Origin of the sequence: Mesoplasma lactucae ATCC 49193 (genome assembly GCF_002441935.1) — a bacterium.
GTDB lineage: Bacteria > Bacillota_I > Bacilli_A > Mycoplasmatales > Mycoplasmataceae > Edwardiiplasma > Edwardiiplasma lactucae.
The window spans coordinates 193,481-216,149 of sequence record NZ_CP023668.1 but is presented as its reverse complement, the minus strand read 5'-3'; the positions used below and the strand labels follow the sequence as shown (position 1 = coordinate 216,149).

The 22,669-nt window shown below is 29.5% G+C and carries 23 protein-coding genes, 1 tRNA gene, 1 other RNA gene and 1 pseudogene; all 26 read right to left on the bottom strand.

What is annotated here, in order from left to right; all coding sequences use genetic code 4:
* Positions 1 to 17: 17 nt before the first annotated feature.
* Complete coding sequence (locus CP520_RS00950; protein ID WP_096862613.1) at positions 18 to 320, bottom strand: hypothetical protein; 303 nt, start codon at positions 318 to 320, stop codon at positions 18 to 20.
* Complete coding sequence (locus CP520_RS00945) at positions 321 to 1,043, bottom strand: DUF3196 family protein (protein ID WP_157755769.1); 723 nt, start codon at positions 1,041 to 1,043, stop codon at positions 321 to 323. It abuts the gene before it with no gap.
* Between the two features lie 64 nt (positions 1,044 to 1,107).
* A tRNA-Arg gene (locus CP520_RS00940) sits at positions 1,108 to 1,184 on the bottom strand.
* 48 nt (positions 1,185 to 1,232) lie between these two features.
* Complete coding sequence (locus CP520_RS00935; protein ID WP_096862611.1) at positions 1,233 to 2,960, bottom strand: hypothetical protein; 1,728 nt, start codon at positions 2,958 to 2,960, stop codon at positions 1,233 to 1,235.
* 10 nt (positions 2,961 to 2,970) lie between these two features.
* On the bottom strand, positions 2,971 to 4,848 hold the full coding sequence (locus CP520_RS00930; RefSeq protein ID WP_096862610.1) for an ABC transporter ATP-binding protein: 1,878 nt from the start codon (positions 4,846 to 4,848) through the stop codon (positions 2,971 to 2,973).
* A gap of 16 nt (positions 4,849 to 4,864) precedes the next feature.
* Positions 4,865 to 6,898: an ABC transporter ATP-binding protein gene (locus CP520_RS00925; RefSeq protein WP_096862609.1), complete on the bottom strand. Its 2,034-nt coding sequence runs from the start codon at positions 6,896 to 6,898 to the stop codon at positions 4,865 to 4,867.
* Between the two features lie 99 nt (positions 6,899 to 6,997).
* On the bottom strand, positions 6,998 to 7,720 hold the full coding sequence (locus CP520_RS00920; RefSeq protein ID WP_157755768.1) for a DNA-processing protein DprA: 723 nt from the start codon (positions 7,718 to 7,720) through the stop codon (positions 6,998 to 7,000).
* A gap of 5 nt (positions 7,721 to 7,725) precedes the next feature.
* Positions 7,726 to 8,034, bottom strand: coding sequence for a single-stranded DNA-binding protein (locus tag CP520_RS00915; RefSeq protein ID WP_096862607.1), 309 nt, complete (start codon positions 8,032 to 8,034; stop codon positions 7,726 to 7,728).
* A gap of 477 nt (positions 8,035 to 8,511) precedes the next feature.
* Positions 8,512 to 9,141, bottom strand: coding sequence for a ribonuclease HII (locus CP520_RS00910; protein ID WP_096862606.1), 630 nt, complete (start codon positions 9,139 to 9,141; stop codon positions 8,512 to 8,514).
* Complete coding sequence (gene ylqF / locus CP520_RS00905; RefSeq protein ID WP_096862605.1) at positions 9,122 to 10,078, bottom strand: ribosome biogenesis GTPase YlqF; 957 nt, start codon at positions 10,076 to 10,078, stop codon at positions 9,122 to 9,124. The genes CP520_RS00910 and ylqF overlap by 20 nt, the downstream gene beginning before the upstream one ends.
* Positions 10,079 to 10,245: 167 nt before the next feature.
* Positions 10,246 to 10,623 (bottom strand): annotated as a pseudogene (gene rplS / locus CP520_RS00900) (50S ribosomal protein L19); the annotation flags it as partial.
* Positions 10,624 to 10,625: 2 nt separating this feature from the next.
* On the bottom strand, positions 10,626 to 11,354 hold the full coding sequence (gene trmD, locus CP520_RS00895; RefSeq protein ID WP_096862603.1) for a tRNA (guanosine(37)-N1)-methyltransferase TrmD: 729 nt from the start codon (positions 11,352 to 11,354) through the stop codon (positions 10,626 to 10,628).
* Positions 11,355 to 11,356: 2 nt separating this feature from the next.
* Positions 11,357 to 11,875: a ribosome maturation factor RimM gene (locus CP520_RS00890; protein WP_096862602.1), complete on the bottom strand. Its 519-nt coding sequence runs from the start codon at positions 11,873 to 11,875 to the stop codon at positions 11,357 to 11,359.
* Between the two features lie 13 nt (positions 11,876 to 11,888).
* Positions 11,889 to 12,242 carry a 30S ribosomal protein S16 gene (gene rpsP, locus CP520_RS00885; protein WP_096862601.1) on the bottom strand — a complete coding sequence of 118 codons (354 nt, stop codon included), beginning with the start codon at positions 12,240 to 12,242 and terminating at the stop codon, positions 11,889 to 11,891.
* 82 nt (positions 12,243 to 12,324) lie between these two features.
* Entirely contained in the window at positions 12,325 to 12,789 is a 465-nt protein-coding gene (locus CP520_RS00880) for a 23S rRNA (pseudouridine(1915)-N(3))-methyltransferase RlmH (RefSeq protein ID WP_096862600.1), read from the bottom strand.
* On the bottom strand, positions 12,789 to 14,144 hold the full coding sequence (gene ffh, locus CP520_RS00875; RefSeq protein WP_096862599.1) for a signal recognition particle protein: 1,356 nt from the start codon (positions 14,142 to 14,144) through the stop codon (positions 12,789 to 12,791). The genes CP520_RS00880 and ffh overlap by 1 nt, the downstream gene beginning before the upstream one ends.
* A gap of 19 nt (positions 14,145 to 14,163) precedes the next feature.
* Positions 14,164 to 14,577: a PH domain-containing protein gene (locus tag CP520_RS00870; RefSeq protein WP_096862598.1), complete on the bottom strand. Its 414-nt coding sequence runs from the start codon at positions 14,575 to 14,577 to the stop codon at positions 14,164 to 14,166.
* A gap of 72 nt (positions 14,578 to 14,649) precedes the next feature.
* On the bottom strand, positions 14,650 to 16,167 hold the full coding sequence (gene rny, locus CP520_RS00865) for a ribonuclease Y (protein WP_096862597.1): 1,518 nt from the start codon (positions 16,165 to 16,167) through the stop codon (positions 14,650 to 14,652).
* 93 nt (positions 16,168 to 16,260) lie between these two features.
* Positions 16,261 to 17,304, bottom strand: coding sequence for a recombinase RecA (gene recA / locus CP520_RS00860; protein ID WP_373423242.1), 1,044 nt, complete (start codon positions 17,302 to 17,304; stop codon positions 16,261 to 16,263).
* Positions 17,305 to 17,367: 63 nt separating this feature from the next.
* Positions 17,368 to 17,862, bottom strand: coding sequence for a CinA family protein (locus CP520_RS00855; protein ID WP_157755767.1), 495 nt, complete (start codon positions 17,860 to 17,862; stop codon positions 17,368 to 17,370).
* Between the two features lie 39 nt (positions 17,863 to 17,901).
* Positions 17,902 to 18,265, bottom strand: an RNA gene (rnpB, locus tag CP520_RS00850) — RNase P RNA component class B.
* 146 nt (positions 18,266 to 18,411) lie between these two features.
* The gene (locus tag CP520_RS00845; protein WP_096862595.1) at positions 18,412 to 19,197 is read right to left on the bottom strand and encodes a lipoprotein; all 786 of its coding nucleotides are present in this window, start codon (positions 19,195 to 19,197) and stop codon (positions 18,412 to 18,414) included.
* A 163-nt stretch (positions 19,198 to 19,360) separates the two neighbouring features.
* A complete protein-coding gene (locus tag CP520_RS00840) occupies positions 19,361 to 20,164 on the bottom strand; it encodes a lipoprotein (protein ID WP_096862594.1) in 804 nt (267 codons plus the stop codon).
* A gap of 192 nt (positions 20,165 to 20,356) precedes the next feature.
* The gene (locus CP520_RS00835) at positions 20,357 to 20,857 is read right to left on the bottom strand and encodes a lipoprotein (RefSeq protein WP_096862593.1); all 501 of its coding nucleotides are present in this window, start codon (positions 20,855 to 20,857) and stop codon (positions 20,357 to 20,359) included.
* A gap of 130 nt (positions 20,858 to 20,987) precedes the next feature.
* The gene (locus tag CP520_RS00830) at positions 20,988 to 21,728 is read right to left on the bottom strand and encodes a lipoprotein (protein ID WP_096862592.1); all 741 of its coding nucleotides are present in this window, start codon (positions 21,726 to 21,728) and stop codon (positions 20,988 to 20,990) included.
* A 100-nt stretch (positions 21,729 to 21,828) separates the two neighbouring features.
* Entirely contained in the window at positions 21,829 to 22,602 is a 774-nt protein-coding gene (locus CP520_RS00825) for a lipoprotein (protein WP_096862591.1), read from the bottom strand.
* Positions 22,603 to 22,669 lie beyond the last annotated feature (67 nt).

The window sequence follows — 22,669 nt, the reverse complement described above, 5'->3', positions numbered from 1 at the left end:
ATTTCCTTTATTGATTATTATTCAGTGAATGAGTTATAACATTCATCACAAAGATAAGTTGGAATTCCATTATCGGTATTGTGATCATCGAATGTTTGTCATTCATCAATTGGTTTAATTAATTTCATATCCAATTCTTCATCAGATAGTTTTCCATCGTATTTTTTAACTAAATTTCCAATTGTTTCTGGGTGATTTTTTCTCACATAAGTGATTGAAGGATCACCACATCATGAACAAGCAATTCCAAAAGCTTGAATCATAATATCTTTATAGTCATTAAATGGTTCATAATCATTTTTATTAAATTTTGGTTCCATTTAAATCACTTCTAAATCTTTAATCATTTGTTTGTATTCATTAATCTTGTTTTCATCAAGACCATTATTACTATTATAAGGTAAATCGTTTAATTCATAAACAATTTTGATAATTGCTTTTGCTAAAATTGCACAATCAATTTCATTTTGGATTGGAAATAGCTTTCCGTATAAAGAAACCATGATTTGTTTGCCCATTTCAACAAGTTGAGGTGAAAAACTTCCAAGTTCATCATCAATTAATTTAATAGTTTCTAAGGGCACCATTTCTTGAGTTTGAAAATCAAAAGTCATAGGATTAATTTTTAAAGTTTTTGAGTTTTTCTTATAGTTAAAGTCATTATTGATTCCTTGTTGATTTAATAAATAAATAATCATCATCTTAACTTCATTTGTTAAATCACTATTTAATAAATCTTGTAATTCAGAAATATGTTTTCTCAGATTCGATTCTTCTAATTGTTTAACTAAACCAACCTTTTCAACTAAGTCAGTTTGATCAGATTTAATTAAACTAAAAATCTTATCAGAAGATAAATGATGTTCTTCATTATTAATTTTTTCAACTAAGATTCTTGTTCTTAACTTAATTAAGTCATCTTCAAAATCTTTTGGTACATATGGCATTGATAGTTCTTCATTAATTAATTTCAAAGCTTGTTCAATTTCATTTTGATCAATTAGTTTTTGAAGTTCTAATAATCTTTCTTCATAAAAATTCACTTTTAATTCTCCTTTTCTTGGTATAAAAAAATCATGCCATTTTGGCATGAATAATTTTCAATAATGGTGCCCACGAGAGGGTTCGAACCTCCGACCTCATGCTTAGAAGGCACGTGCTCTATCCTACTGAGCTACATGGGCAATTTCCACAAAAAAATAATACCATTATTTCTTGGGAAATCAAAACATTTAATCTATTTTTTTGTCGAAATGAATAAGTTTATTAATTAAGTAGAGAGTTGAGTAATAATCATTTTCTCTATTAGAATCTTTTTTGTTTATCTTCTTATTTATTTTTTTAACAACATTAATTAAATCTTTAACATCATTTTTATCAAAACCAAGTTTTGTTTTTTTATAAGGGCCAAGACAAATTAGATAATATTCAATAATTTGTTCAATTGAATAATCCATTTCTCTAACGATTCTTGGATCTAAGGCTACAAGCATAGAAATAACTTTTAACATTGTTTCTAATTGCTTGTTTAATTCATAATTGTTTCCTTCAATTTTGCAATCTTTTGATTCATCAATCATGTTAGACAAGATTGATGAAGTTAAAAAGATTTGATCAAGGTTATAGGGATAATCAGTTATGTTTTCAAAATGATTGTCCCCATCATCTTTAAATAATTTTAAAGAGTTTACCAAAGCAACGCGTTTTCTTTCAATAAAAAAGTTTTTCAACAATTCACAATCTTGAGACATTACTTTAACTAATCTTAAATAAGAAATTGAATAAATAATCCCGTTAATATAGTCTTCTAATTTAACTGGTGAAAAAGATATTTGTTTTCCTTTTTTCATATTTTCATAATAGTTTGTGATGTCATCAACATCAAAATCACGCATTGAAATTGGATATAAAAATTGTTTTCTCTTTTCAACATCTTCTGGTGTTGGTTGGGTAACTTCTGGGATGGTTGAATCAATAATATCTTCTTCTTTTTCATCTTCACAAACTAAAATAGTACTTAAATAGTTCTTTAATAAATCATAAATATCAGATTCATGGTTAATCATTGTTGTTTCATCCATTTTGTCTTTAAAGAAGATTGAAGTTAATTTAGATAATTGAAATGTCATTTTAAAACGAGTATCAATATCAGCGTTTAATCAATGATCTTCTGTAAAAGCTAGTAATGTACTTTTTAAATCTTCTTCATTTTCAACCATATCAATAGTTGACTCTAGATGTTTTAATTCAGCATCACTTAATTTTCTTCCACTATCATAAGCTTGTTTCAAATTATCTTTTGTGAAAACCGATTTAATATTTTTACAAATATTTTCAGGATGAGTTGGATCAATTATTAGAACTGTTACTAAAAAAGGATATAGTTGTGAAAATTTTGGTTTTCAGTTTTCAAATTCTTCTTTTTTAATAGTTTCTTCATCAACTTTAACAACACAATAAGGATTGTTATTTGCAGCTTGTTGATCTTTTAATTCTTTTTCTGCATCTAATTTTTGCGTATTAATATCATAACGATTTTTAAAACATAATTGCATTTCAATTGTTGAAATAACTTCGTTAGATAAACCGAGTTTATCTTTTGTGACAAATGAATAATCATTGATATATGGAATAACCAAAGTGTCTAATAAATCTTGAAATCTTTTTACGTGATTTGGATTGGTCATATCAATTGGTGATTCCAAATCTTTATAAACAGTTTTATAAAGAGCATCATAGTTTTCAATGATATAATTTGAAACTTCTTGAATATGCGCTTGTTCGATATATGTTAGTTCTCTTCCAGTATATAACTCATATTGGAATAAACCATAATAAGCAAGACGGAAGCCTTGCTCAATTATGGTTTTTTCACTTAATGATAAATTTTTATATTCTGGATTGTTTTTAACATATGGTTCAAGTGTTCATCAAAATATTGAATCTTGCTTGTTGTACATGTTTTTCACCTTAATCCATTAATCCAGCTTCATATAATTCTTTGAAGTGGCCTGGTTGTGTTTTTAATTCGTCAAATGTACCTTTTTGGGTAATTCCTTTTTTAGGTTCTAAGACAAAGATTTCATCAACGTTTTTAATTGTCGATAATCTATGAGCGATAGTTACTGATGTTTTATCAGCAACTAATTTATCTAATTCTTCTTGAATTTCTTTTTCAACAATATTATCTAAAGCTGAAGTTGCTTCATCAAGAATGATTAAATCAGGATCTTTTAAGAAGACGCGAGCAATAACTAAACGTTGTTTTTGTCCTCCTGATAATAAGAACCCTCTTTCTCCAAGAATAGTTTCATATCCTTCTGGAAGAGACATAATAAAGTCATGTAGGTTTGCTTTTTTAGCAGCAGCAATAATTTCATCATGAGTTGCGTTGAAACATCCATACCCAATGTTATCTCAGAAGTTTCCATAAAACATTTGTGGGTTTTGTTCAACATATCCAACTTTACTTAAATAAGTTGGTAAGTTAATTTTCTTTAAATCATCAGTATTGTTAATAAGAATTTTTCCTGATGTTGGATCATATAGTCTTAATAATAATCTTCCGATTGTTGATTTACCTGAACCAGTTTCTCCAACAAAGGCATATGATTTACCTTTTTCTAAAGTTAAGTTAGTTTCAGGAATGATGATGTTGGTTTTGTCTTGAGGATATGCAAAAGTTACTTTATCGAAGATAACATCATCAATATGATCAATTTTTTTACCATCAGTATTTGGTAAGATTGTAGGTTTTGGATCTGTTAATTGACCAATTCTATCAGCACAGTTAGATGCTCTTGTTGCCGCACGTAATGTTTGAATCATCATAACAATTGGTAATGATAACATTCCAACGTTTGGTAAGAATGTTGTGATTGTAATAATTAATTGATGAGTATCATTTTGATAATGTGCAATAGCGATTAATAAGATGATAGTTGGTAAGAATGCATTAGCAATATAAATTCAAACATTTAAACAAACCGAAAGAACAACTTGTTTGTTTCCAGCTTTTGAATAAACTTCATTTTGTTCTGCATTTCTTTGGATTTCTTCAACTTCAGTTCCTGAAGATTTAATTAAAGTAATGTTGTTAATTCTGTCGGTCATATCAGTATCAATATCACGTTTAATATCAAACATGTAAATTAAAGCACGTCTGAAGTAAACAAAGATAATAAATCCAATTAATAAAACTACAATAATATATCCTAAAGCAATTCCAGTTAACATTGCATTTTTAGTAAATAAGATAACTGCAGCTGAAATAACTGCTGCAACTAAGAAAATAACGTTAGTTAAGAATTGTTGAATTCCTAAAGCTAAACCTTGAGTATCTCCAACTAATCTTGTAAGAATATTTCCACTTACATGATCAAAGAAGAAATCTAAATCTTGATCAACTAAACTATCTAGAATAGCTAAACGTTGTTGAATTTCAACTTTCATTGAGAAAATTCCAATTGTATAGTCAGTTGCATATTCAAAAATCGCTTGAACGATTAAGACAGCGACTGTTACAATGATTCATCCTCATCAAGTCATAGCAATAGCACCAAAATAAGTTTGTGTTTTAGTGTCTATTAAAGCAGCTACCATTTGTGAAGCTGCCAAAGGAGCAAGAGTAGAAAAGACAGCATTAGCAATTGTTACTAAAACCATAGTTATGAATAAAGCTTTATTTTGTTTGGCATTAGTCATAACAATCTTTAAGAAACTACTCATTTTTCCTCAAGTAAATTGCTTATCTGATTTGTGATTTTTCGCTCCGCCTTTGTATTTATCAGTTACTTTTGAAGTAGTTTTTCCTGATGGCACAGTTTTTGTTGCGGTTTGATTATCCATTTATTTTCCCCCTTCTCTATTTCATTAACCCAGCTTCATATAATTCTTTGAAGTGGCCTGGTTGTGTTTTTAATTCATCAAATGTACCGATTTGAGTTACACCTTCACCTGGTGCTAAAACGATAATTTGATCAGCATTTTTAATTGTTGATAAACGGTGAGCAATAGAAACTGTTGTTCTGTTTTTCATCAATTCATTTAATTTTCCTTGAATTTCTTTTTCAACAATATTATCTAAAGCAGAAGTTGCTTCATCAAGGATTAATAATTGAGGGTCTTTTAAGAACATACGAGCAATAACTAAACGTTGTTTTTGCCCTCCAGATAACATAAATCCGCGTTCTCCAAGAATTGTGTCATAACCTTTTGGTCATTGACTAATGATTCCATCTAAATCAGCTTTTTTACATGCTTCAATAACTTCTTCATCAGTTTTTCCTTCAGTACCATAACGAACATTTTCTCAAATGTTTCCTAATAGAATTTGTGGTTCTTGTTCAACATAACCAACGTGTTCTAGGTATGAAGATAGGTGAATATCTTTTAAATTGATATCATTATTAATCAACACTTCTCCATAAGTTGGATCGTAGAATCTTAATAATAATTTAGAGATTGTAGATTTACCTGCTCCAGTTTCTCCAACAAAGGCATATGATTTTCCTTCTTTAAAAGTAAAATCTGTTTTTGGCAGAATTACTTTTGATGGTTTTTCAGGATATGCGAAAACGACGTCTTTGAAAAGAATGTCTCCATTAATTTCATTGATATAAATTCCTTCGTTTTCTTTTAAGTGAGCATTAATTCTTGATTTTGAGTAAAGAATTTCTGCAATACGTTCAGCTGAAGTTGAAGCAATAACAATTCCAGCAGTTACCCTAATAACTTGCATTAAAGGACCAATCATAATTCCAGCTAATAATAGGAATGATGGTAAAACATTAATTAAAGTTGTTGTGTCATGTCTGTACATAATTCCAGCTGCAACAACTAAAACAACTTGAATTGAAGAAATTCCCATAATTAGAACTGTAATCATCATTGATTGAACAGTAACAACTTTTTTATATGCATCAGCATATTCAACGTGGTCTTTTGCAAAACCTTCTTTTTCATATTCTTCAGTTCCTGAAGTTTTAATTAATTGAACAGTGTTAATTCTATTAATAACAGTTCCGTTAACTTTGGTAATAACGTCACGAGCATTGAACATTAATTTTCTTAAACTTGTAAAGATTAATCCCATGAAAACTAAGATTAATAAGAACATTACAATAATTACTAAACTTAATTGTCAATTGATTACAAATCCAAACACAAGCGCAAATACTGTTGTAAATAATGCTGATAAAAATGCAGTTGGGATTGCTTGTGATTGATCTCCAACGTTTTGAGTATCAGAAACAACTTTTGTTAATAAGTCCCCAATTTTTTTATCTGAGTAATAACTCATATCTTGCGTAATTAGTCGCGCAATTGTTTTATTTCTTAAATCAACTTCAATGTATTTACCTAAGAAACCTGCAAGCATTGTTCCAGTTAAAGTTGTAGCAGCAATTAAAACGAATAATCCAATTTGAATTCCCATATAAGCTTGTCATGAGATGTCTCAAATTGGTTTCATGTTTGATGGTAATTGATCATATGGAATATCTCTAGCCACTACATCAAATCCAGGAATATGCGTATCTGATTTTCAAGTAATAACTTTAGTCATGCTGTTCATCATAAATGGACCAGCAGCAGTTGCTATTCCAGCAATTAACATCATTAGAAGTATAAGTAATCCAATAGGTCATTTTTTAACAAAGTAGTGTGAAACCAATTTCATGAAACCAACTTTAGGTTCTTTTGGAACGCCACGATTGTCATCTAGTTTATTAGGTTTTTTCTTAATACCACTAACAGAAGTTACTAAATTTTCTTTTGAAGTTGCTACATTAGATTCATTAGAACTATCTAATTCATCAATTGCAGCAATTTCTTCGTCACTAGTTTTAATAGCTTCTTCGTGCTCTTTTTTATCTAGTGATTCTATGTCTTTAGCCATACTTTTCCCCTTTCGTATATTTAAACATTATACAAATTATAACACCCAATAAGCAAAAAAATAGCGAAGGGTTCGCTACTTTCTGGATAAAACATATCTTTAAAATTCGTTCAAAACATCACTTGGTTTTTCAATTAATTTAGCACCTTGTTTGATTAAAAAGTTATTAACTTTCTTTTTAATATTTGTTGCTAGGGGTAAAACAAATATTTCTTTATTTTCATTAATTCCATATTTAATTACGTCATCAACTTCTGAACCACGATTAGCTTCTAAAACAATCGTTGCAGTTGCTAAACCTGGTAAGACGCGATTAATAAATCATTTGTCGTTTGCATTCTTTTCGTATGCTTCACTGATATAAAGGGTAGTTTCAGTGTCAGGACAATCTTTAATCGCATCTTTTAATTCGATTCAATTATCAGTTTGTTGTTTTATGGTTTTGTTAATAAAGTTAGACATTAAATTTAAATTACCTAATAAGAAAGTTTTATCAGCTTTCACAAAACTCTTAGTCATTTTTTCAAAATCACTAATGGTTGTTGGTTCAAGCCCTTCTTCATAAAGATAAGTAAAAATACTATAGTAGTTAATTAGTAAATCAATCTTTCCTTGATAGAAGATAACAAATGGTGGACGATGACAATTCTTTAGATTATTAGGGTATAAGGGGTTTAGGATTGTCATATATTTACAATTGATTTTTGTTTCAACTGTTTCTAAATCTTTAGCACTGATTTTTTCTTTTCTATCAAGTGCATCATAGATTTTTTCTCATTCACCATCATATTTCAAAGCAAAGTGTAAAAGAACTTTATCCATTTGCATTAAGCTAAGTAAATTACCTTGTTTGCAATGATGTCGTTGACAACATTTTTATAATCTTTGCCAGCATATGAATTAATTCTTCCTTCAATTCCAACATATGCTTGGTCATGAAGAATATATTCATCAGTTAGTTGTGTTGATCAAACTTTGATATTTACTAAATCTTCTGGTGGGTTTGTCCCATCTTTAGATTTATAAGGTTTTGGAACTTTTAATAAAAATTTATATAAACTTTTATTTCCATCAGGACTAGTGTAGATAACTTCTGCGTCACCTTCAAGAGTTCCCATCATAATTACATTATTCATTTTCTCTTCCTCCAATATAGAATAAGAAGAAAATAAAAAATAATCCCACATTTTTGTGAAATTATTTTAAAAGTTTAAATATTAGATTTTGAACACCAATGTAATGGTGAGAGAAAAGATTGGATATGACATTAAATAAGAAAACCTCTCAATAATACCTATTTAATTGTTTTTGCCGAAAAACTTATCATATAGCGGATTCCGTTCTTCTCCCTCACATTAGAATAAGAGAAAAGTTAATAAAAAATCCCAAATTATTTTAAATTTCTTTAAAAAAATAAAAAAACATTCTCCTTACTCACGAGAATGTTTTTATATTTATTTTATCTAGTCAGGACCGCTTAAATCCTGTTGCTTTGATTGTGTTGTTAAAAAAATGTTTCCATTCTTTTGTGTAAGTAATCAACTCCTTGACTACCCTTTTTTAAGATACACGATACTTAGCAATAAGTCATTAGATTTTTAATAAGAAAAAAATTAACTTTTTTTCAAAACATCTTTAACTGGTTTATAAGTGCGACGATGAATATCACTTGCACCCTTTTGTTTTAAACCATCCATGTGTGTTTTAGTCCCATAACCTTTATTATTTTTAAAACCATATCAAGGATAAATTTCATCATAATCATCCATAATACGATCTCTTGTTACTTTTGCTAAAACACTTGCAGCAGCAATTGTTAAAGATTTATCATCACCTTTGATTAATTGAATTGCTTCAAAATCGTGCGTGTCTGGAAGTTTTTCACCATCAACTAAAGCAATATCAATTTCAACTTCTAAATCCTCTAAAGTAGATTCCATTCCTTTGATTGAAGTTGCTTTTGGATTTCTTCTTTCAACAATTTCTTTTGAAAGAATGGCAATTGAATAACTTAAAGCATTTTTCTTAATTTCTTCAAATTGAAGTTCACGTTGGTAAGCTGTCATTTTTTTAGAATCTTTGATTTCTGGATTTTGATAATCTGATGGAAAAACAACTGAAGCTACAACGATTGGTCCAGCTAAAGCACCACGTCCAGCTTCATCACATCCAGCAATTATTTCGCCATTTTTGCGGTATTGATTATCAAATTCTCATCTTGAATTATCATTCTTGTGTAACATCAACAGTTTTATCCTCAATTTCTTCATCTTTTTCTGATTTTTCAATTGATAAATCTTCAATCATTTCTGGAGTTTCAAAACTCATTCTTCCTAATTTACCGTTTTGTAAATCACGAACAAAAGTTAGCATTACTCGTTCAACATCATACATATCATTTAATAATACTCAGTTGTTTTTCTTAGCAATTTTTTCAAAGACACGGTAAGTATCACTAATTTCAATTGGAGGGATTAAACCAATTCTTGCATCATATCTTTCTTCAACTCTTCCAGGATAGTTATTATAAACATAACGCATCGCACGAGCAGCCATTCTTTCTAAAGAAAAAACTCCTTCTTTAACTGAGTTAATCATTGTTAAGTTACATGCAGTTGATTCATTTGGAATTTTTGAAGGCATAATTCCTGGTGTATCAATTAAAGTAATATTTTTAGTTAAAGTAATTCGTTGTAATCCGCGCGTTAATCCTGGTTTATTACCAGCTTTAACTTTTTTACCTTTAACAATTTTATTAATAAAAGTTGATTTACCAACGTTTGGTAAACCAATCACTAAGGCGTTAATTTGCGGATTAACTAACCCTTTTCTTTTCATTTTTTCTTGTCGTTCTTTAGTGGCTTCATTAATTAAATTCACAAGTTTATTAGTAATATTTTGAGAATTTTTTTCAACTTCTAAAACATATTTATGATCAGATTGGGTTTTAAAATATTCGTCTCATTGTTTAGTGATTTCTGGATCTGCTACATCGACTTTGTTCATGACATAAATCACAGCTTTGTTTTTTAAAACACGACGGAAAATTGGATTTTGACTTGAATAAGGAGCACGTGCATCAACAACTTCAACAACGACATCAACAGCCTCAATTAAATTTTCAATTTCTTTCAGAGCCTTATTCATGTGCCCTGGGAATCAGTTATTTGCTGATGCCATTCAAATCAACTCCTTTTATTTTTTAATTATACTATAAGGTTTTATGGAATAAAAAAATGAACCATTGAAATGGCTCATAATTATTATTTGCTTTCTTTAGCAGGTTTTGCTTCAGTAGTTGCTTTAGCAGCTGGTGCTTTTTTAGCATCTTCTTTTGCAGGTTTAACAGCTTTTTTAGTTGGTAAAACTTCTTTAATACGAGCTGCTTTTCCACGTAAGTTTCTGATGTAGTAAATTCTTGCTCTACGTACACGACCACGTTTAACAACAGTTACACTGTCGATAATTGGTGAATGTAATGGGAAAGTTCTTTCTACGAATACTCCGTTAGATAATTTTCTAACAGTTACAGAATATGAAATTCCTGATCCTTGAGTTTTAATTACTAACCCTTCGAATGATTGGATACGGAATTTGTCTCCTTCTTTAATTCTTACGTCAACACGAATAGTGTCTCCAGAAGTAAAGTCTGGTAAGTCGTTACGTAGTTGGTCATTTACAACGTCGTAATTAGATTTCATAGTTTTTGTTTTGATTGAACTCATGTCTATTTATCTCCTTTCGTTTTCAATTCTTTTAATAATTTCTTTTGATAATCAGACAATTTATTTTCATCAATTAAATCTGGTCTTTTAGTTAACGTATTTTCAAGTGAAGATTTCTCTCTAAACTCATCAATATTTTTATGATGACCACTTAATAATACTTCTGGAACTTTTTTTCCTCTTCATTCCACAGGTTTTGTATATACATCGTAATCCAAGAGATTGTTTTCAAAGCTTTCATTTAGATGAGACTCAGTTTGAATAACGTCTGGAACAACTCTTGTGATTGAATCAACCATTACTAGAGAAGCTAATTCTCCCCCAGTTAACACATAATCTCCAATTGAGATTTCCATATCAACATAATCAAGGATTCGACGATCAAATCCTTCGTAATGCCCACAAACAATAATCAAATGATCATAATCGTTGGCAAATTGTCTTGCTTGTTTTTGATTTCAAGTTTTACCTTGAGGTGATGTGAGGATTGTAAAGCTATTTGCAGTTTTTACACTCTCAATTGCAGCTACAACAGGTTCAGGCATTAAAACCATTCCCTTTCCTCCACCATATTGATAGTCATCAACTTGGTTGTGTTTTAAGTTTGTAAAGTCGCGAATATCGACAACTTCAACTTCAATTTTCTTTTCATCAATTGCTTTTTTGATGATTGATTCTTCAATGTATGAATAAATTACCTTTGGAAATAAAGTTAATATAGAGAATTTCATATTTAAATTAGTCTTTCTATATTTTTTGCAAATATATTCTTTTGTATTGTATCAATATTTTCAATATACTCTTCAACTCCAGGAACTCAAATTTCTTTACCATTTCATTTAATTTTAAACAAATTGTATTGGCCGTTTTCCATTACTGAAATGATAGGAGTTTTTCTTTCTTTGTCATTTAAAGTGAAGATAAGATTGTAAGTTGTAAAATCTGGAACTTCATCGAAAAGATTATCTTTTCTTAAGCTATAAACTTTACGGTTCTTTAATGCTTCTGCTTGAGAAATATTATCGATACCTTCAAATTTAATTTGTAAGAGATTTTGTTGAGTTTGAGTAGATTGAACTATCTTTAAAGGTTGTAAGATTTTATTAGCATCTTCATAAAAGAAGATTTTATTAACAAGATCATCACTAACCAGTTCTAAGTTATCGTCTAATAAGAGTTTAACTTGTCCGTTTTTTCCAAAAGTGTTAACTATTTTACCTATTAAAATTAATTGTGATTCTAAATTATTCATCTATTTTAATTTCTTATTTTGCTGCAGCAGCTTTTTTAGTTGCTGGTTTTTTTGCAGCTGGTTTAGCAGCTTTTTCTTTTTTTGCTTTAGCTGGTTTAGCTTTAGCAGCTTCTAATTTTTGGTTATGTAAGTCAGTCATAATTCCTTCTTTTGAAAAAATGCTTCTTACTGTATCAGTTGGTTGAGCACCATTGTTTAATCATTTTAATGCTAATTCTTTATTAACTTTAATATCATTTTTTAATGGGTCAAAAGTACCAATTAATTCGATGTATTCACCGTTACGGTTTACGCGTGAATCAGCAGCAACAATTCTGTAAAAAGGAACTTGTTTTTTCCCGATTCTTTTTAGTCTTAATTTAACCATTTTTTACCTCCTTAAATAAAATCCTTTATAATTTTAACAAAACAAAAATAGGTGTCAAGCATTTTTACTTTACACCTATTTTTTATTTATGATATTTTTCGTTATTATTGATTTTAATCGCACGATAAATTTGTTCTATTAATACAACTCTAAAAAGTTGGTGTGGTAAAGTGATTTTTCCAAAACTAATTCTTTGAAATTGCTTTTTGAAATCTGAGGTAAAACCATCACTTGGCCCAATGATAAAAAGAATCTTAGCACCTTTGAAATCTTTATTTTGCATTAAGATTTCAGCAAGTTCTGGTGAACTAACTTCTTTTGAGTTCACATCAAGAACAATTTTTTCATAATCTTGATATTTATCTAATTTATTCAATAAGATTTCGCAATTATTCTTTTTATTAACTTCAAGTTCAGAATTAAATTCTTCTTTTAATTCAATGACTTCTAAATCATTTCTTTTTTTAACTTTATCAGCATAGAAGTCAAATGATTCTTGAAAACATTTATTATCTAGTTTTCCAAAACAAATAATTTTAATATTCATTACATTCCAAATGGAAGTTTGCCTTTACCAAAGGCATTCATTCCACCTTTCTTGAATTTTTTAGTCATATCTAAAACTTGTTTACGACCTTTATCAAAGTTATTTAAAAGTTCGTTTAGTTCTTTTTCACTTCTTCCAGAACCTTTAATGATTCTGTCTTTACGTTTTAATGATTTTAATAATTTAGGTTCTCTACGTTCTTTAATTGTCATTGAATCCATCAAAATTGAGAAGATAACTAATTTACGTTGTGCTTCAGCAATTTGTTTTTCAGAGATTTGTCCGTTTAAACCTGGCATCATTTTCATAATTCCAGATAAGTTCCCAATTCTAGCAGTTTGAGCAAGTTGGTTTCTTAAATCTTCTAAATCGTATTGTCCCATGAACATTCTTTTCATTGTTTTTTCAATTGAACGTTCATCAATGCTTTCCATTGCTCTTTCAAATAAAGTTTCAATATCACCCATTCCCAAGATACGATCAGCCATACGTTTTGGATAGAATGGTGCTAAAGCATTAACTTTTTCACCTTCCCCAATAAATTTAATTGGTAAGTTAGTCATATAAGCAATTGATAAAGTAGCACCCCCACGTGCGTCCCCATCAAGTTTTGTTACAACTACTCCAGTTAATTTTAATAATTTGTTGAAGGCGTTAGTTACTTCGATGATTTCTTGTCCAATCATTCCATCAACTACTAAAAGAATTTCAGAAGGAGAAGTTGTTTTTCTCAATTCATTTAATTCGTCCATTAATTGTTCATCAATTTGTAAACGTCCAGCAGTATCTAAAATGATAGTGTCATAACCATTTTCATTAGCATAGTCAATTGCTTGTTTGGCAGTTTTAACTGGATCTTGTTTTCCTTTTTCAAAAACTTCAATTCCAGTTTGTTCTCCCAATTCTTTTAATTGGTCAATTGCCCCTGGTCTATAAATATCTAATCCAACTAATAAAGGTTTTTTACCTTCTTTTTTCTTTAATAAGTAAGCAAGTTTATTAGCGGTTGTAGTTTTCCCAGACCCTTGTAAACCAACCATCATAATTACTGATGGTTTTTTGTTTAAATCTAAACCTTTTTTATCTTGTCCTAAAATAGATTGAAGTTCATCGTGAACAATTTTAATTAATTGTTGGTTTGCGTTAGCGCCTTCTTCGATATATCCACCTAAAGCTTTATCTTTAATTCTGCTAATAAGTTCTTTAACAACTTCGTTGTTAACGTCGGCTTCTAATAAAGCAAGACGAATTTCTTGTAATGTATCTTTAATGTTTTCTTCGTTTAGAGTAGATTTATTAACCTTTTTTTCTAAACTTTTTTTCATTCTTTTTGCTAAAAAATCACCAAATGCCATAGTTTTAACTCCTTTTTAATTAAAAGCTGTCGTTTCAGCTTTGTATTCTTTTTACGATATGTTTCCCAAACTTTTGGGCTTTTGAAAGTGAAATTGATGTTAATTTAAATTCCTTATTATCAAATAATGAAAAAAGAATTTCGCCATTTCCTTCATCAACTAATAATTGTAAGTCTCTAATTCCTTCTAAACCGATTCTTTTTATCATACTTCCTAATAATGAAGCTTTTTTAATGATGAAAAGTCGTTTATCGCTAAAAGCTACAAGATTTATTTCTTCATCAATTAGACAAACGATAGCTGAATCTAACTTTTCTGATTCATCAATAAAGTTAGTTAAGGTTGCAAATTCATTTTTTAAATAAAGTTCTGCTCCCAAACCTTCACTATCTAAAATATTGTTTTTTAAATTTTCAACTGTTTGATTAAACATCTTGTTAACACTCTTTCAAAAACTATTCTATTACATTTTAACTTATAAAAGCAAAATAGAGACCATAAGCCTCTATTTGATTATTGTAGTTTCTCTTCTTTCACGAATAATAGTTAAAGTTGTATTACCAGGAATTGAAACTTCTTTTAATTTATCTGCAATTTCTTGTGATAACTGAGAAATATCATAATCAGAAACAACCGCAGGATCAACAATAACCCTAACTTGTCTTCCAGATTGTAAAGCATAGCTTCTAGTTACTCCAGGAATTTGGTTACAGATTTCTTCAATTTCATTAATTCTTTTAACAAAATCTTCTGTTTGTTCATTTCTAGCTCCAGGTCTTGAAGCTGAAATTGAATCAGCGATTGCAACAATTGATGCGATGAAAGTTTGTTTTGGAACATCTTCATGGTGAGCAGCAATTGCATTAACTACAACTTCGTTTTCACCATATTTTCTTGCAAGTTCAACACCAAGTTCAACGTGGTTTCCTTCTTCTTCAAAGTCAACTGCTTTACCAATATCGTGTAATAAACCAGCTCTAACTGCATCATGAGCATTTAAACCAAGTTCTTCTGCAATTGTTCTTGAGATTTGCGCAACTTCAATTGAGTGAGTTAAAACATTTTGTGTATAACTAGTTCTGTATTTCAATTGCCCTACAAGCTTAACAAGTTGTAAGTCCATGTCATAAATACCTAATTCTTCAGTAACCTTTTGACCAGTTTCCAAAATTACATCATTTAATAGTTTTTCTTGTTCAATTAATTCTTGTTCAATTCTCACAGGTTGAATTCTTCCATCACTAATTAATTTTTCTAATGTTTTAACAGCGATTTCTCTACGGATTGGGTTGAAACTTGAAACCAGAATCATATCTGGTGTGTCATCAATGACGATATCAACTCCAGCATATTGTTCGAAAGTTTTAATGTTTCTTCCATCTTTTCCGATGATTCTTCCCTTCATTTGTTCGTCAGGAATTTTAACAACTGTTGTTACTCTTTCTGAAGCAAAATCGGTTTTAAATTTTTCCATTGCTTCAAGAAGAATGTCAGCAGCTTTTTTCTTAGCAGTTTTTGATGCTTCTAATTCTTGTGATCTAACATAAGCGCTAAGTTCTTTAGCAGTATTATGTTTAACTACTTCAAACATCTTTTCTTTTGCTTCCTCTTTAGAAATGCTTGCAACATTTGCTAAATCGTTTTCAAGTTTTTCAGATAAGATGTTTAATTCTTTTTCTTGTTTTTTTAAACTATTTTCATAGTTTTCAACGTTAATCTCACGATTATTTAAAGTAGCTTTCATGCTATTTAATTGTTGTTTTTCAAATTCTAAGTTGGTCATTTCTTTTGCTATAAAGATTTTTGTTTGCTCAACTTCGTCATTGATTTTTCTTCGTTCTTGGTTAATTTCTTTATAACCAGAACCAATAATTTGTTGTTTTTCTTTTTTTGCTTCTTTTCTCGCTTTTTCACGAATGTTCTTTTGTGATTTTGAGAAATAGAAACTTGTTCAGATAATTAATGCTATTAGTGAAATACCAAGTAAGACACCGAACACAATAGCAAGTATTTTTGTTGTCATAATAAAGTTCTTCCTATCTTTAGAAAGGAAAGTGTAAAAGTTTTATCAATGATAAAACCTATATCTATTATAACGATTTGTCTTTAAAACTTCTTATTTATTGTTGTTTTCTAAAATTTGATAAAGTTTGTCATAAATTTCTTGTTTTTTATCTGGGTTGTCTTGAAGTCATTTACGAGTGTTTTCTCGTCCTTGACCAATTTTTTCACCATTATATGAATATCAAACTCCAGCTTTATCTAGAATTTCATAAGTTGAAGCTAAATCGATAATTTCATTTTCATTATCAATTCCTTCGTTGTAGTTAATTGTAATTATTGCTGTTCTAAAAGGTGGGGCTACTTTATTTTTAACAACTTTGATTTTGATTTTATTTCCAGTTGCTTCACCATCTTTAATAATGGTTTCACCTTTTCTTGTTTCAATTCTTAATGATGAATAGAAACGTAATGCTCTTCCACCAGATGTTACTTCTGGATTTCCAAAAACAACTCCAACCTTTTCTCTAATTTGGTTAATAAAAATTACAGTTGTATTAGTTTTTGCAACAATTCCGTTTAGCTTACGTAAAGCTTTTGACATCATTCTCGCTTGAAGACCGATGTTTTGATCTCCCATTTCACCTTCAAGTTCTGATTTGGGAACTAAGGCTGCCACACTATCAATCACAACAATATCAATTGTGTTTGATTTAACTAGCATTTCTAAAATGTCTAATGCTTGTTCTCCGTTATCTGGTTGTGAAACTAATAAGTTATTAATATCAACACCAATTCTTTTTGCATATCTTGGATCTAAAGCATGTTCTGCATCAATAAAAGCAGCAACTCCTCCAGTTTTTTGTGATTCTGCAATTGCATGTAATGCTAAAGTAGTTTTCCCACTTGATTCAGGACCATAAATTTCTGTGATTCTTCCTTTTGGATATCCATTAACACCAATCGCGTTATTTAAAAGAATTGAACCTGATGAAATAACTTCTTGTTTTGAAGATACTTCAACATCGCCATAACGATGGATTGAACCTTTCCCAAAAGATTTTTCAATATCTTTTAAAAGTCCTTTAAGAGTTTCATCATTTCAAATATCATCGTCTTTTTTATCTTTTGCCATTTGTGTTAGAACCTCATTTTTTAAATTATTTTTTGTATTTGTATTTAAAGCTTCCATTTTCTTCCTCCAAATAGGTATAAGAAGTTTTTAGCTTAAAAGTCCCAAAATTTTTTCAATCGCAAAATTAATTGCTAATTCTTTAAACAATTCTCGATTCATATTCATAGTATTTTCTTGTTTAAATTCAAAAATTTCAGGTTCTTGATCATTTAATTTGATAGCAATAAAACCAGCAAAAGCTGGTTTATTCTCACTAACATTACGATCAGCATTTCCTGTGAAAGCAACAGTTAAGTTAGCAATGGTTTTCTTTTGACAACCAACAACCATTGCTGTTGCGCATTCTTTTGAAATTGCTCCATATTTTTTAAAGATTCGTTCATCAATATCTAAAAAATCATGTTTCATTTCGTTTGTATAAGTTACTAATGAACCTAAGAAAACAGCACTAGAACCGCTAACATTAGTAATGGTGTTTGCAAACCCACCACCAGTAAAACTTTCAGCGCTTGCCATTGTTCAATTTTCTTGTTTTAGAAGTTGAAAAATTTCTTGAATTTTTAATTTTAATTCTTCTGGCATATTATCACCTAACAAACCTTTAAAAAATATGATGAGATTTATCATAACCCACGTTCTGTTCTAAACAAAAGTTTAGTTTTAACCATCTATCTACAGTATAAATACTGTCCGTTTCTCAGTTCTGATTACCTTGAAACGACTCCTCTACCAAAATTTGAGTTTCTTGCTTATGGGGTTTACCGCGTTCCATCTCAAAGGTTTCCCTTTTTCTCGTCTCTATGGCACTTTCAAAAACATCATCATAGCAATAAATTACCTTAGATTAAGTTTTGCCGTCTAACTTTTCTCCAAAGTCAGCCTAACCTTATTTTTTCAGTTAGCATAATCATTACAACCATCACAGGTCGTGCAAGCGTGGAGTTTCCTCTATATTATTTTTCAAATATAGCGATTAAATCAAAATCTCATGAATATATTTTATCGCAAAAGCATTGTTTATTAAAAATTGATTTCAATTTGAAGTTTTTCTAAGAAAAAGAAAACCAAAGAACTTCATAATTCTTTGGTTAATATTATTTTAATTGTTTTATTTTGAAACTATTGAGCTTTTTATCCAACTTGTACTCAGAATGATAAGTTATTAAATCCTGCCCCAGAAACTTTAACTGATGTTTTTTGTCCATCATGTCCTTTAGGAGCTACTTTAACAAACATTTTTCCGTCTTTTACAAATGTTGTTACATCAACAACCTCTTTATATTCAACATCAATTGTTAAATCTGTGCCAGCTGGAACTTCGTGTTTGTCTCCATTGATATCTTTGTATGCTAATTCGTATTCTGTAGGAGCAGATTTATTATCTGCAAATTGTAATTCGGCACCATCGTAGAATACACTTGTATCTGCGCCGGTAAGTTCTTTTAATACTTCAGTTTGTTTTGCTTTGAACCCAATTTTTACTGATTTTTCATTTGTTCCAGCCGCGTTGTTAAAGGTAAATTTAATTAATGAATAAGTATCTAAATCTTTATCAGTTTTAATAGCAAGTTTAACCTTACCTGTTTCACCATCTAATGTAAGAGTGGCGATAATATTTGCCTTTTTGTATTGTAATTTTGTAGTTGTTTTATATGTTTTAGAACTATCATCTGCAAGTGTTAATGATTTTTTTGATTGGTCAGTTGGTCAGTTTACACCTGGTTGGTATAGCCCTGTAGGAATTCCCTCAACTTTTTCAACTTTAACTAAATCCAATTCTTCAGCTTTTTTTGTTTCGATTGTTGCAGTACTTCCAGTTTTTGCAATTACATCTGGGGTGTTTGAACAAGATACAACTGCAGATGATGCAGTAGCTGTTAAACCAACTGCTCCAAGAATTGATAATAATTTTTTCATTTTATTTATCTCCTAAATAAGATTTCTATTTTTAAATAAGTTTTTATAGAAAGAAAGAATTTCCTTTCTAATCACATTTGAAATTATAACTTAATGAAAAAGCCTTTTAAATAGAATTAAAAGAGAAATATTATGATTGTATACAATCTAAAAGTTATAAAAGCTAAATTTGTAAACGAATACCGTTCAAACCAAGAATATCTATTTCTAAATCTCGAATTCCTGTCCCAATTGAATTTTTAAATCTTCATGTTAATGTTCCATCGAAATAATTATCAGATTGAATAATTATGGCTATCGATCCATCTACTCTTGAACTAAAAGTATTGAATACAAAATTAGTATTATCTTGATTTGCTAAAGAAATAAACCCTCAAGCAATATCGCCATTTTTAAAGTTTTGTATCTTTTTATTTGTGAGGCTTAAACCCGGAACATAAGTATTAGACTTCTCATCATAATCGGTTAGATTTAAGCGATGAGCAATGTCATAACTTAATTCAACTTTTGCTGCTGGTAATCCGCTTTGTACTAATGTCCCGACTTGCGCATTTACATGAGTTTTAGAATAACCAACTAAAGATTTATCAAAACTAATAGCAAAAGCTTTATTAGTGTTTGGAACTTTAAAAGTTATCTTCTTATTTTTAGGAATATAAACAGTTGAACTAATTGTTAAGGCAACCCCACCTTCATTTTGGTTTTCATTTAAGTAAGCAACAACTTGTCCATCTTTATAATTTGTTGTTAATCAACTAGAATTTAAAATAATTCTTTCTTGATCATCAATAATTTTAGTTAACCCTAATTCTTGTGCTTCTTTACTAGTAAACTTAGTGGTTGCAAAAGAATCATAATAACTTAAGTTAGCAGTTTTACTAACAGTTGTTTTCGTACAACTGACAACCGGACTAACTATGGTTGTTGTAAAACTAAAAGCAGTTAGTAAAGTTAAAAATTTTCTCATAATTATCTTTTAAATCCCTTATATATCTTTATATTAGTTCTATTGTATCTAAAAGTTAGTTAACTTCTCAAATAGATTTATGAGTTTTATAAATTATTCAGTTTTCAAAGAAAAACAAAAAAAGACAATAATCCTTCTCATATAGGTATAAGAAGAATTATTATCATTTGTCCCGAATTATTTTAAATTTATTTAATTTTCTTTATTAGAAGTTGGGTTAGTTCCTTGTAAGTCGCCAACAATAGTAACTTCAAGGTAAGTAGAAGAATTAATTTTAGTAGATTGAGAGTTATCAGTTGGAATATCACTTCCACCAGGTCTAAGCTCAAAAGTGATTTTAGTTCCATTTGGAAGATTTTCTTTTGATGCTAAAGTGAATTTAATTCCTTTATCATCAATTTTTTTAGGATCACTTAATTTTAGAATAACTCCTTCTTTTTCTAATTGATTATTGGGGGGTCAGTTCAAGAATGGTTTATATTCTTGTGGTGAACCAATTTCTGGAGTTGGAAGTAATCGCAAGTTAATTGCTTGAGTTACTTTGATTATTCCATCAGCAATATCTTTTGGGCCAGCCTCATCAACTTCAGCCCTAACTTTAGAAGTATTATTTTGATTAGTACAACTAACAACTGAACTTGTAATTGAACTAGTTAGTCCAACTGCAGCAACAATTGCTAAGAATTTCTTCATTTTCATTTCCCTTTAATTCTCTTTTCCTTAAAAATTATTTTTACTTCGAAATTATATATTAAAAAAGAATTTTTGGGAAAAGAAAAACATTACTTTGAAAAAAGTAATGTTTTACAACTATTTTATTTTATTAAAGAGCTTGGAATCAAACCTCTGTGGTTCATGTACCATTAGCACCTTTTAAAGTAAATGCTTTTGCTGATGCAAATTTAGTGTCTTTTGATGTTGCGGTAACAACAACAGATTTTTTATCTTCACTTAAAGCAAAAGAAATGTTGTTATTTTTGAAAGAAGGATCTTGGCCTTCTTCACTAAATGTTAATTCTCCAATGGTTGATGCATTATCAACTGGAATAGTTAATGTTTGTGGTCTATTACCTTTCGCTCATGAGTAACTTGACTTAACATATGGTTTTTGACCACCATCAACTGTAGCGTCAGCTCCGTTAATAACTGGAGCATTTGCTTGTAAATCTTGTTTTAAAGTTACACCTAAGATTTTTTTACCATAACTAAATTTAACTTGAGTATCACTTGAAATCTTAACTGCAGATTGCATTACAGCAGTTACTTCACCTGTTTCTGCGTTTGCTGAAGCATCTGTTATAGCAACTCTGTGATCTTTTGAAGTAGAAAATTTAATTTCTTTTCCAGAATCAGTGTTTAAAACTCATTTATTATTTGAATCTTGTTTAACGATTTCTAATTTCTTTGCATCTTCGGCACTAATTTTAAAGTTAGCACTATTGGTTGAAGCTGTATCAGTTGTATCAACTTTAACGCCTGCTTTGTCACTTGAACAAGCAACAACTGCAGTTGAAGCAGTTGCAGTTAATCCAACAGCTCCTAAAATAGATAATAATTTTTTCATTATTTTATCTCCTTTGTTTTATATTATGTGCATTTTACCATTCTTACACTTATGTATGTAAAATGAATTCTTAACATAATCGTTTTTTTAAATTAACTAATTAAGCAATTTGAATTGAAACAACTAATTTTCAAGATAAAGGATCAGCACTATTCATTGTGAACGCTTTTTGTAAATCAGCTTTTTTAGTGGTATTTGATGGAGCAATGATTACAACATGAGTACTTTGATCATATGAGATATTAACTCCATTATCGCTTTTGAAAGCTGTTTCTTCTGAAAGGACAACTACTCCAATTAAAGTATTAGCAGCAATACTTTTGCTATCAAAGGCAATTGTTGATGGTTCATAAACTCCTTCTTTGTCTTTTGGTTTTGATAATTTATATTGTGCATTGACAACTGTATCTCCATTTGAGTTATCAATAATGATATCTTTTAAATCTGGTGAATAAAAAGTGTTTGCAACTAAATCAGCTTTTAAATCAATTCCTAAAACTTGTTTATTAGCAAGTTTGAATTTAACTTGTGAGTTATTTGGAATATTAACTGCTGCTCTCATTAATCCGTTTACAACACCTGTAGATGGATCACAAGTTACTGTAGAAAGTAATGCTTGTTTACTTGTTGATATAAGATTGTTTAAATCCATTCCATCATCTTTATTCATTGAATATGTGCTATCTGTTAATTTAATAATCCCAAGTTTAGAAGCGTCACCTTGACTAATAGTAAACTTCATTGTCTTAGCATCATTTTCTATGATGTTCCCATCGACTTTAACAGTTGCTTTGTCGCTTGAACAAGCAACAACTGAACTAGAAGCTGTTGCAGTCAAACCAACGGCTCCTAATATAGATAATAATTTTTTCATAAAATTTTTCTCCCTCAATTTTATGACTTAATTTTATAACAAACACACTTATATATGTATCTTGTAT